At 60.6% G+C, this 11648-nt stretch carries 12 protein-coding genes and 1 pseudogene; 6 read left to right on the forward strand and 7 right to left on the reverse strand.

The genetic code is table 11. From position 1 onward, the window contains the following. The 4 genes from A3714_RS17835 to yecR all read left to right on the forward strand — a co-directional run. A partial coding sequence (locus tag A3714_RS17835; RefSeq protein ID WP_063527140.1) for a hypothetical protein occupies positions 1–745 on the forward strand: 745 nt, incomplete at its 5' end. Between the two features lie 41 nt (positions 746–786). Then, positions 787–1794 carry an agmatine/peptidylarginine deiminase gene (locus A3714_RS00715; RefSeq protein ID WP_063525762.1) on the forward strand — a complete coding sequence of 336 codons (1008 nt, stop codon included), beginning with the start codon at positions 787–789 and terminating at the stop codon, positions 1792–1794. Between the two features lie 39 nt (positions 1795–1833). Beyond that, positions 1834–2727, forward strand: coding sequence for a carbon-nitrogen hydrolase (locus A3714_RS00720; RefSeq protein ID WP_062816551.1), 894 nt, complete (start codon positions 1834–1836; stop codon positions 2725–2727). Between the two features lie 91 nt (positions 2728–2818). Beyond that, a complete protein-coding gene (gene yecR / locus A3714_RS00725) occupies positions 2819–3145 on the forward strand; it encodes a YecR family lipoprotein (RefSeq protein WP_062816550.1) in 327 nt (108 codons plus the stop codon). Between the two features lie 25 nt (positions 3146–3170). Here yecR and A3714_RS00730 read toward each other — a convergent pair whose 3' ends face one another. From A3714_RS00730 to A3714_RS00740, 3 genes are all read right to left on the reverse strand, one after another. Next, positions 3171–3923 carry a polysaccharide deacetylase family protein gene (locus A3714_RS00730; protein WP_082844620.1) on the reverse strand — a complete coding sequence of 251 codons (753 nt, stop codon included), beginning with the start codon at positions 3921–3923 and terminating at the stop codon, positions 3171–3173. Then, positions 3904–5082 (reverse strand): glycosyltransferase, encoded by a 1179-nt coding sequence (locus tag A3714_RS00735; protein ID WP_062816549.1) that lies wholly within the window; start codon positions 5080–5082, stop codon positions 3904–3906. The genes A3714_RS00730 and A3714_RS00735 overlap by 20 nt, the downstream gene beginning before the upstream one ends. Before the next feature lie 135 nt (positions 5083–5217). After that, positions 5218–6372 (reverse strand): sulfotransferase, encoded by a 1155-nt coding sequence (locus A3714_RS00740; RefSeq protein ID WP_231866069.1) that lies wholly within the window; start codon positions 6370–6372, stop codon positions 5218–5220. 135 nt (positions 6373–6507) lie between these two features. Between A3714_RS00740 and A3714_RS00745 the strand changes: the two genes are divergently transcribed. Further along, entirely contained in the window at positions 6508–7299 is a 792-nt protein-coding gene (locus A3714_RS00745) for a glycerophosphodiester phosphodiesterase (protein ID WP_063508164.1), read from the forward strand. Here the strand turns inward: A3714_RS00745 and A3714_RS00750 are convergent. Beyond that, entirely contained in the window at positions 7263–8432 is a 1170-nt protein-coding gene (locus A3714_RS00750; protein WP_062816547.1) for a patatin-like phospholipase family protein, read from the reverse strand. The two genes, A3714_RS00745 and A3714_RS00750, sit on opposite strands and share 37 nt — an antisense overlap. A gap of 121 nt (positions 8433–8553) precedes the next feature. Here A3714_RS00750 and A3714_RS00755 point away from each other — a divergent pair, with 121 nt between their 5' ends. After that, positions 8554–9669 carry a GNAT family N-acetyltransferase/peptidase C39 family protein gene (locus A3714_RS00755; RefSeq protein WP_063508163.1) on the forward strand — a complete coding sequence of 372 codons (1116 nt, stop codon included), beginning with the start codon at positions 8554–8556 and terminating at the stop codon, positions 9667–9669. Between the two features lie 213 nt (positions 9670–9882). On the opposite strand, the gene nqrM is transcribed toward A3714_RS00755, so the two are convergent. The 3 genes and pseudogenes from nqrM to A3714_RS00770 all read right to left on the reverse strand — a co-directional run. After that, a complete protein-coding gene (gene nqrM, locus A3714_RS00760) occupies positions 9883–10119 on the reverse strand; it encodes a (Na+)-NQR maturation NqrM (protein WP_197461890.1) in 237 nt (78 codons plus the stop codon). A gap of 1 nt (position 10120) precedes the next feature. Further along, complete coding sequence (locus A3714_RS00765; protein ID WP_063508162.1) at positions 10121–11131, reverse strand: FAD:protein FMN transferase; 1011 nt, start codon at positions 11129–11131, stop codon at positions 10121–10123. A gap of 222 nt (positions 11132–11353) precedes the next feature. Then, positions 11354–11648, reverse strand: a pseudogene (locus A3714_RS00770) (NADH:ubiquinone reductase (Na(+)-transporting) subunit F); the annotation flags it as partial.

The raw sequence follows: 11648 nt of genomic DNA on the forward strand, positions 1-11648 counted from the left end.
CTTCGAAAACGGCATCAGCCTGCATACTGTGGTCGATCGCCCGGCCACCGCCGCACCGGATGTGGTGTCAGGCACCCAGGAATTACCCGCCATTGAGGAAACGACAGCCGAGGCCGAGCAGGAGCCGCAAGCGGCGCCGGAAAGCACCGCCCCGCCCATGTTCGATCCAGTGACAGGCAGCTTTGTCGGTGCGGAAACGAAAGAAGAAGCTCCCAGCCCGCAAGCCCCCGCTGCCACCGAGAGCCCTGAACCGAAAGCGCCGGAACAGGCCGCCGAGCCGGCGCCCGAACCTGAACCGGCTCCCCAGCCACCAGCCAGTACTGCCGAGCAAACGCCTGAAGCCGTTGCCGAACCCGCCGCCGATGCGGAATCCTCGGAACCGCCCCCTGCCGACGGCGAGTTCCGGTTTGACCCGGTGACCGGTCGCATCATCATTTCCGGTGAGCCAGCCCCGAAACAGGCTGCCGCCGAAAAACAGCAAACGGTGAAGCAGCAGGCCGAAGACGCCGGCGAGTCAGTCCAAGCCGATGTGAAACAGGTGAAAACATCCGTCTCCGACGCGACCAAAGACGCCGAACAGCAGGCTGATAAGGCCACCGCTGATGCCCAGCAAAAGGTCAGCGAAGCCGAACAAAACGTGGACGCTGAGGTGCAGGAAAAGACTGACGAGGCGGAGCAGAAGGCTGAACAGGCAGAGGAAGAATCCCAGGGCGGTTTCTCTATTGACTGGGATGCCCGCCGATAGCACACTCGCGCGCATTGCCCCCTCCAGCGGACTCCATGAGCATGCGCCGACTTCTCCCTGAATGGCACCCCCAATGGGGGGTGCTGCTGGCCTGGCCCGACGCCCACACTGATTGGGCGGATCATCTCGCCGACGCAGAACAGTGTTATCTGGATCTACTTGCCGCCCTGCTGGACCATCAGCAGGTGCGGCTGGTCTGCCGTGATAGCCACTGCGAGCAACGGATCAAAACCCTGGTGGCCGAACGTAGGCTGGACGCCGCCCGCCTGCAACTGATCATTGCCGACTACAACGATACCTGGGCCCGGGACTTCGGCCCCATCGCCGTGGAAGACAATGGCAGCGTGGAGCTGCTGGACTACACCTTTACTGGCTGGGGCGGCAAATTTGATGCCGACAAGGACAACACCCTTAACCGCCGCCTGCCCTGGCAGCTGCCTCTGCACAGCCCGTCACTGGTGCTGGAGGGTGGCGCCATCGACACGGACGGTCAGGGCAACCTGCTGACCACCCGCCATTGTCTGCGTAACCCCAATCGCAATCCGGACCTGAGTGAAGCGGAGCTGAGCGCACTACTCAAGGAACAGCTGGGGGTAACCGATATCTGGTGGCTGGACCATGGGGAACTGGAAGGCGACGATACCGACGCCCACGTAGATACCCTGGCCCGTTTCGTGGATGCCCGCACCATCGCCTACGTGCAATGCCGGGACCGGGAAGACAGTCACTATTCCGGTCTGGCCGCCATGGAAAAGGAGCTGCAGGCACTGGCGCTGGCGCACAATCTGACCCTGGTTCCCCTGCCCCTGCCCACCCCGCAATTCAACCGGGAAGGCGAGCGGCTGCCGGCCACCTATGCCAACTTTCTTATCACCAACGAGAAGATCCTGCTGCCGGTTTATGGTTGTAACACGGATGAGGCCGCCATTGATGCCCTGCGAGCCGTGTGCGGCAACCGCACCGTGGCACCGGTAAATTGCCGGGTATTGATCGAACAACACGGCAGCCTGCATTGTGTAACCATGCAATTGCCCCGTGGCGCGGTCTGAAAAGGGTTTGAAGGGTTGAAAGAATTAAAGGAGACATTCATGCGCGTGGCCGTGATCCAGCAGAAAAACCAGTCTGATCTGCAAGCGAATCTGGAGCACTCCCTCTCTCTGATTCGTGAAGCGGCAGACCAGGGCGCCGAGCTGGTGCTCCTGCAGGAACTGCACCGCAGCCTGTATTTTTGCCAGACCGAAGACACCGCCGTTTTCGATCTGGCGGAAACCATCCCCGGCCCCAGCACCGATACCCTGGGCAAACTGGCCAGGGAGCTGGGCATTGTCATTGTCGGCAGTCTGTTCGAAAAACGGGCCGCCGGTCTTTACCACAACACCGCCGTGGTAATGGAAAAAGACGGCAGCCTGGCCGGCATCTATCGCAAGATGCACATTCCCGATGATCCGGGCTTCTACGAAAAGTTCTACTTCACTCCGGGGGATGCAGACTTCAACGGGGGTCGCAGCGGCTTCAGCCCCATTGAAACCAGTGTCGGTAAACTGGGCCTGCTGGTCTGCTGGGACCAATGGTATCCGGAAGCAGCACGCCTGATGGCCCTGGCCGGCGCCGACCTGTTGCTCTACCCCACCGCGATTGGTTGGGATCCCAGTGATGACGACGGGGAAAAACAGCGCCAGCTCAACGCCTGGATCACCATTCAGCGCGCCCACGGCATCGCCAACGGCCTGCCGGTACTGGTGGCCAACCGTACCGGTTTCGAGCAAAGCCCGGTGGATGACAGCGGTATCCAGTTCTGGGGTAACAGTTTCGTCTGCGGCCCCCAGGGAGAATTCCTGGCCCAGGCAGACAATGACAACGAACAGGTCCTACTGGCCGACGTGGACATGCAGCGCAGCGAGTCCGTGCGCCGCATCTGGCCCTACCTGCGTGACCGGCGAGTGGATGCCTACGGCGACCTGACCAAGCGCTACCGGGATTGACCTGCTCGACAGCATTACAGAAAGCCCCTTGAGGGCAACGTTGCCGGAAAGTACCTTGCCCGTTTTCCCGCGATCTCAGATGGAGCCCACAATGACACGCCTATCCATGCTTCTTGCCGCCACCTTGCTCGCCGGCTGCGCGGCCCCTTCCGCCATGGTAGTCAGCGATGGCAACCAATCCGAAGGTACCGTGGTCCTGTCCTATGACTACAGCCTGATGCAAAGCCCCAAAGTGGATTGGCAAGAGGGGCTGCAGAAAGCCAGCGCTCAGTGCCTGAGCTGGGGTTATAACGGCGCCCTGCCCTCCGACAAACCCAGCAAATCCTGCAAGACAGAAACCCAGGACGGCGACTGCATCGCCTGGACCCTGAGCACGACCTTCCAGTGCACGGCCAAGGCGCAGCAATCCCAGCAATAGGCCACATCCGCCGGTCTGCCGGTATTTATCCGCTTGCTGTGACCGCCGGGTAACCCCGAGCCATATCCGGGTAGGTCAGGCTGGCCGAGACCGCCTCTGCCATGGGGATCACCCGGTGACCCAGCCGCAATGACAGATCATCCGGGTGAATGCCCAACCGCAGAGGCTGCCCGGTGTGGCAGGCTCTGCGCCAGTTAACGTGATTAACGCCCCGTAAAAACCACTCTCTCAGCGGCGTATCCGCCTCGAACCCTGCCAGGGGCAGAGAGTGCATCCGTTGTGCTCTGGCATCAAAAACGCCCGTCAGTGTCTCGAACAGGCGAAAAGGCATATCCGCCAGCTGGGTGCGACTGATTGCTCCCATGGCCCAGGCCGGCGGCACGTACAGCTCGCAGGGTTGCAGCCCCTGGTCCAGAAACCATTGGTGGCAATTGCGTATCAAGGCGTCGATACCACTGGCCGACAGGGAGAGATGCTCCGCCACACGCCGTGACAGCAGCAGACTATGCACGCGGTGATACAGACTGATCGGGGGGGCACAGCGATGCAACCAGCCATGGCCGGCCAGCGGGTAGCCCTGCTGCTGGAGCTGGTGCAGCCAGTCCAGATCCGCCGTTTGCCAATTCCGCCCCGGTACCACCAGCAAGGTCACCGCCTGGGGGGACTGCGGTAGCAGCGCCAGAATCCGACTGACCTGCTCGCGGGTTTCCGGCATCACATCGTGGATGGAAACCAGTGCCCGAGGTGCGACTAACGACTCAGAGGGCGCTGCGGGCATAGTTACTGCTCAGGCGGCGCAACAGCGCCAGGGTCGGGGAAGGCAGTGAGCGGTTGGCTGCCGGCACCATCTGGGCACACTGCCCCAGCACAGCGGCCCAATGCTCAATGGCATCCCGATTCATGGTCAGCGCCGCCTGCCTGGCCTGCTTCGCCTTCAGGTCGCGGACCACCGGGCTCAATGACTGCAAGCGATCCAGGGTCTGCTTCAGGCTTTCCCGCGGTTCCATGATCCACAGTCCTGACGCCAGGGCCGGCCATTCATTGATGCCGCAGGCCGGTGTGGTGATTACCAGCCGCTCACGAGCCATGGCTTCCAGAGCCACGGTGCCGAAGGCCTCCACCGAAGAAGGCAGCACCAGCACCTGGCAGCGATCGAGAATTTCCACCACCTGCTGTCGGCGACACCAGCCATGGAAGGTCAGGTTGGCGGATGCCTTGCAGGCCTGCTCCACCTTGTTGCGCAGCGGCCCGTCGCCGGCTATCTCGAACTGCAGATCCGGTCGCGAAGCCGCCAGGGCCAGGAAAGATTCGATATTCTTTTCCGCCGCCAGCCGCCCCACATAACAAACCCGTCTGACGCTGTCATGCAGCCGGGTGACCGGCGTGTTAACAAACTCCCGGGCCAGCGGCGTACCCACCAACTGCGGGTTACGGGCGCCGGCGGCACGGGCCTGGGCGATCATGGATTCACAGATAGTGGCAGCGGTATCACTGCCCCGGAACAGGGTGCGGTTGACCCAGTTAAGCAGTCCACCGGCCAGCCTTGCCAGGCGGCGCCCCCAGTACAGCTCCACCAGGCGGTTGTAGTCCGTCTGGAATGTCACGCAGACCGGGATACCCCACTTGCGGGCGATCCAGTACCCGATCATGGAAAAAATACCGGGGCCGGGAATGACGATAACGTGGGGTTTCATTTCCCAGACCAGGGCGCTGAGTTCACGGACCTTGGGGAAGAAAAGCCGCTGGGTGGGGTCGCCGGGGATCGGCATGGACGCACCCTGACAGGGATGCGGTTCCTCCATGCAGGGCTGCACCAGTTCCACCTGGGCCACATGGTCCTTGAGATGCGAGACCAGATCCTGGAAGTAGGCGCCGACGCCATTCCGACCCTTGATCGCATCCACCACAAACAGTATGCGTAGCTCTTTGGTATCCATGGGCGCCAGTATCAGCGCCCCTCATGTCGATAATGTGACAGCATTGCCGCACCATGACGGTGAAATTGCGACAAGATGTAACGAACCCCGAACGCGCCGTATGAGCGTCGCTGGCGGCGCGAACCCAAACAGTTTTTAATCGATGTTGGGAAGTGGGTATCCGAAACGGTCATAGACCCAGCCGAAGACATCAGCGAGTTCATCGGGGCTAACACCCAGTTCGTCCGGGTTGTAGTGATGGCCGCTGCGGTACTGTTTTGCCTGGCGGTCTTGTGCTTCCAACCGCTGCAGGAAAACCGCTCCAGGCTGCCAACCAAACCGCCGGTAGAACGCCCGCACCGTCGCCGCCGGGGCCGATGCCAATTGCTCCATCACCGAAAGCGCCTGACGTTCCGGCGGCAGGCTTTCCAGCACCTCAAGCACATGGCGGTAGTAATAATCGAGCATGGCCATAAAGCCCTGCCGCCAGTAACCGGTTGTGTCACGGCCATCAAACAGGCGGGCGCCGATCAAAATGGAATTGATCTGGGATGGCACCGCCGCGCTGGGATTACGAATACAGCCGATAAAGCGGGCATCCGGGAAGGCCTCTGCCAGAGTCGCCATCCAGGGCGTAAAGGACGGATTCTTGGAGAGCAGTTGCTTGTGGCTGCCGTGGAAATAGAGATGCCGCTGCACAAAGCGCCGGTAGGCCGCGATCAGCCTCTGCTTTTCCTTGTCGGTGCCATCCCGGTCCAGATAGGTGAGACGCCACAGGGCGGGTACCGGTACAGCCAATACCAGCAGGAAGCAGCCCCACACGGGAATCAATGCCAGGTAATCTTCCTCCGGGTCCAGCAGCCCGGTCTTGTGGACCCCGTCCAGACCCCCGAGCAGGCGCCGCTCTATCCATAGCAACACCCGCCCCGCGGGTCGGCCGATCATGTCATCAAGGCGCGCAACAGCGGTCCAGAAATACCGCTGGCTAATCGACGGGGCGAACAGCAGTTCCCACAGGGCCGTGGTAGTAAACCGCTCATCCCTGGCCAGCAGACGGTGCAGAAAGGTGGTACCACTGCGCGGCACCCCGACCACAAAGAGAGGCTCACGAACCTGAACCCGCTGAAAATCAGGGAACAACAGATAATCCAGCAGCAGCCCCAAACCATTGATGGCCTGCACCAGCAGAAACACAGGCCAGAACAACGCCATCACCAGCCATCGTTGCAGCGAAAACCGCCCTGCCCGGCCATCGTAGACCGGCAACCAGCTCATCAGAAAAAACTGCAGATAGCGTTTCAGTACTGCCAAACCGTTCTCCCGGGTATTCCCATGCAGCGTGCACGCTACGCCCCGCCCATGTCATAAAAATGACAATTTTGCCTCTTGTGTCCAGGTCACAGCACTGTCATCTTTCTCGAAAACAATGGCGGCATGACTATCGCAATGACAGCACCCAGCACAGCGCCTCGTCACCCGACACTGGTCGGCCACCGGGGCGCCCGAGGCGAAGCCCCGGAAAATACCCTGGCCAGTTTTCAGGTGGCACTGGAGGCCGGTGTCTCGGAAATGGAACTGGATGTCAGGCTATCCGCCGACGGCCATCTGATCGTGTTGCACGATAGCGACGTCACACGCACCACCGGCATGCGCGGCAATGTGCGCCAATATACCCGCTCCCAATTGGGCACCATGGATGCTCGCCGCAATACCCCCGGCTGGCATAGCCCCACGGGCATCCCGTCCCTGCAGGAAGTGGTGGAGCTGTGCGGCCCGGCCATGCGCTTCCAGTTCGAAGTGAAGGGAGCGGATCGGGTGGTGCTGCATCAGCTGGCGCATCACCTCACGCATATGATCCATGAACAGCACCTGCAATCCCGGGTGGTGGTGACCTCCAGTCATACCGGTTTCCTGCGCATGATCGGTACCATGGCGCCGGATGTGGAACGGGGTTATGTGTGCCAGTACCGCTACCTGCAACCCACCCGCCGGGCCCATGGCCTGGGCTGCAGCTGGCTGATGCCTCATTACTCGCTGGTGACCCCGGCGTTAATGCGCCGGGCCCGCAAACGTGGCCTGAAAGTGTCGGTGTGGACGGTGAATGACCTCACCGAAGCAGATCGGCTGGCCCAACTGCAGGTGGATGGCATTATCACGGACTACCCCACCAGTTTTGTCAGCCACTTCCGACGCAGCCCCCGTTACTCGTCCTCGGAAGCAGCGGCAGTGAGCGGCTGATCGGCGAAGAACGCCAGGATTTCTTCCTTACGGGCCATGGCATCCTTGCGACCCATCTCAATCAGCGTGCGGGTGAAACCCGGCTCGAACAACAGGTAGCTCATGGCACTGGCCCCCGGCGACCGCGTGGCACCCGACCCCCGCAGGAAAAAACGCAGGGCCCGCGGCAATTCGCGGATATGCTCGGCGGCAATTTCATCAATGGGGCGGGACGGGTAGATCTTCAGCACATCCACCTGCCGCAACTGGATACCATGCTTGCGCCGGGCGCGCTCACTCATGGCAGAAAGGGTCCGGTTGATCCGCTCCAGCCGCTCCACATCCCCCTCCAGGGTGTCCACAAACACACTGTTGAGCACATGGCCCAGCACCTGGGCCATGGACGGGTAGCCGCTTAACTGGCGCTGATGGCCGGCACTCATGTTGCCGGACACACCAATGACCAGTAACCGGGAAGCGCCAAGATGCAACGCCGGACTCAAAGGCGCCAGTTGCCGCAGCGCGCCGTCGCCATAATAGGCGCCATCCACCTTGCTGGCAGGAAACAGGATGGGAATGGCCGCCGACCCCAGCAAATGTTGCACCCCGATTTCCGAGCGCTTGCCCTTGCGGCGTGCCCGCACCCACTCCGGCAGCGCGCTGTCGCCCTGGAAAAAACTCACCGACTCACCACTTGCATAGCCGGAAGCGGTGATTGCCAAGGCGCGCAAATGACCCTGATCCAGGTTGTCGCGGATACGACGAAAATTGATCACCAGGGTAAGCAGGCGTTGCAGCGGCATGTTATCCAGTAGCGCGCTGCGTTCCGGCGTCTTGCCGGTGGTGACACCGGAAAACAGCCAGCGAACAATCGCTTTCAGCAACGCGTAGGTATCGGTGCGGTAAACCTGCTCGGCGGTAATATTGGACCAGACCCGTTCCAGCCCCCGAATGGCCGAGCGAAAATTACCGGCATTGGCAGCCAGGGATGCCGCGTTGATTGCGCCCGCAGAGGTACCGCAGATAATCGGAAACGGATTGGGCTCCCCACGGGGTAATAACTCGGCTATGGCAGCCAGTACACCGACCTGATAAGCGCCGCGAGCGCCACCACCGGACAAGATCAACCCGCGAACCGGGTCCTGTTTCTGCATTTCCACCCTCCAAATTTCCACCAGTATGCCGTGACTGACATTCTGTCACCACAGCCGCAATACCACTGGCGATCTGCCGCTTGCCTGCCGTATGCTGGGGCATCTTCTGGAACCCGCGTTTATGTACCGCTTTCAGCTCCGACCCGCCACCTCCGATGACCTGGACGCGCTCACCGCCCTGGAACAGCGCTGCTTTTCATCGGACCGTCTTTCCCGACGCAGCTTTCGCAAATGGCTGAAGCGCCAACACAGTGGCCTGATCGTCGCCGTTGATGATGACAATACCCTGGCCGGCTATGCCCTGGTGCTGTTGCAACCGGGCACCCGCCTGGCACGCCTGTATTCCATTGCCGTAGACCCTCAGCAACGGGGTCGGAATCTGGGGGAAAAGCTTATGGAAGCCGCCGAAGAGTATGCGCTTCAGCAACGCCGTCCCTACCTGCGTCTGGAAGTGCGCAAGGACAACCCGGCCGCTATTGCCCTTTACGAAAAGCGCGGTTACCGCCTGTTTGCGCAGACACCGGATTACTACGAAGACCACCAGGACGCTCTGCGGTACCAGAAGCGCCTCCTCTTCCTGCCGGACAACGCGGAACGGCTGCATCTGCCCTGGGTTCAGCAGACCACACCGTTCACCTGTGGTCCGGCCTGCCTGATGATGGCCCTGGCCGCGCTCAAGCAGCAACCGCCCAGCACCACCGAAGAGTTGCTGCTGTGGCGGGAGGCCACCACCATTTTCATGACGGCCGGTCACGGCGGCTGTCACCCCATGGGGCTGGCACTTGCCGCTCGCCAACGGGGCCTGGAAGCCCGCGTCTGGTGTAACCAGACCGGCCCCTTGTTTGTCGACTCGGTGCGGGACACGGAAAAGAAAGCCGTGATCACCACCCTGCACAACTATTTCGTGGAAACCTGCAAGGCACAATCCCTGCCGGTCTGTTACGAGGATTTCAGCGCTGCGGATCTTGACGATGCCATCGCTGCTGGCAGCATCGTGCTGGTTCTGATCAGCACCTGGCGCCTGGACGGGCGCAAGGCTCCTCACTGGGTGGCTATCAGTGGCAGCGATGAAGAATGCTTCTACATCCACGATCCGGACCCGGGGGAAGACCAGGTTCCGCTGGACTGCCAACATGTGCCCATCACCCGGGAAAAGTTCGACCAGATGCGCAAGTACGGCCAGGCCAAGTTGCGCACGGCGGTGGTTCTGGGAGCCCCAGACAACACCTATCCATAGAAGCGCCGCTGGCGGCGCGATAACCTCAATAGTGACGAGTCACGAGAAGCGAGTATCGAAAATCAAAACCTGAAATTTGCGAAAGCCAGGTTTTCGCTTCTCGCTATTCGTACCTCGCAACTGCTGTCTGTCGCCCCGCCAGCGACGTTCCTACGGATAGGCCAGACACAAAAAAGCCCGCGCAAGGCGGGCTTTTTATTGGGCGAACGCGGATCACATCTTCATCACGTCCTTGCCCAGGGCGGCGGCTTTTTCAGCGTCAACTTTCTGGGTATTTTCCTCACACTTGCCCCGGTCACCACCGCAGATTTCGCAGCCTTCCTTCATGCCCAGTGTCGCCAGCCCACCACAGGACCCCTTGATCGGCTTGTTGGAGAGAATCACGCCGACGGCCATGGCCGTGAAGAGCAGGCCGATAAAAATCACTGCGGCCATAATGGTCATCAACATGCTATTTCTCCTCCAGGATTGCATCGAAGGCGGGCGTGGAAAGCTCTTCTACGCCCTCACCTTTTCTGACAATAAAAAACACCGCCAGTTCATGCTGCTTGGCAAACGCCATACCGGCTTCGGGCCCCAGCACGGTCATGGCCGTGGACAGCCCATCCGCCATCATGGCGCTTTCATGCAGTACTGACACGGATGCCAGCGTATGGTTAACAGGATACCCGGTTCTGGGGTCCAGGGTATGTGAATACAGTTGCCCATCAGACTCGAAGAAGTTGCGGTAATCGCCGCTGGTAGCCACCGCCATATCGGTGAGGGCCACCACTTTTTCCACCTCACGGACACCGGCAATCGGTCGCTCGACTGCCACCCGCCAGGACTGACCGTAGGGCTTTTTGCCGCTACCGCGCAACTCGCCCCCGACTTCCACCAGGTAGTTTTTCAAGCCCTGGCTTTCCAGCAACTCGGCCACCTTGTCCACGGCAAACCCCTTGGCAATGGATGACAGGTCCACATACACATCGCCGGGCTGCAGAAGCTCATTGTCGTTGAGCAGCAGCTGCTGCCAACCAACCCGCGCCATCGCCGCGGTGATCTCGTCTTCCGAGGGAGGCTCGAAACGATCCGGGTCCGGGCCGAATCCCCACAGGTTTACCAGCGGTCCCACGGTGACGTCATAGGCGCCGTCGGTCATGGAAGAAATGGCAAACGCCGCAGACAGTACCTTGACCGTATCCGCCGGCAACGCCATCAATGTACCCGCATCCGCTGCATTGAACCGGCTCAGATCGGACTCCGGCCGGTATGTACTCATTTCCGCGTTGACCTGCTCCAGCGCCGCCTCGATATCCGCTTTCAGATCGTCTACGCCTTCCTTGGGCGTGCCGCTGAACTTCACACTCCAGGTAGTGCCCATGGTCGGGCCGCTGAGAACGGACAGGCGATTCTTGCTGTCGTCACAACCGGCAAGCAGTAGCAACAGGGACAGTACCAGCAGGGGAAGGATACGGGGCATTGTTCGTTTCCAGTATTCTCAGGGGCGAGTTGAAAGTTCAAAGTTTAAAGTTGAAACGCGACGCCTTTATGTAGCCAAGCTTCAGCCGCTGACGCCGCGCCGAAGCCGATAATCGCGGGTACTGACTGCCAGCCTTGTACTCAGCTACCGCGCGCTTTTTAACTTTAAACTTTGAACTTTCAACTCAAAAAAACGCCGACCCGCAGGTCGGCGCTTTCGGTGTTATCCGCCGAAGTCATCCAGCAGGATGTTTTCCGGTTCCACACCCAGGTCATCCAGCATCTTGATCACCGAGGCGTTCATCATCGGCGGCCCACACATGTAGTACTCGCAGTCTTCCGGCGCCGGATGGTCCTTCAGGTACTGCTCGTACAACACGTTATGGATAAAGCCGGTGAGCCCGGTCCAATTGTCTTCCGGCTGGGGATCGGACAACGCCAGATGCCATTCGAAGTTGTCGTTTTCTTCGGCCAGGATGTCATATTCATCGTTGTAGAAGGTCTCACGCCAGCTTCGG

It is taken from the genome of Alcanivorax sp. HI0007, assembly GCF_001635525.1.
Classification (GTDB): Bacteria; Pseudomonadota; Gammaproteobacteria; order Pseudomonadales; family Alcanivoracaceae; genus Alcanivorax.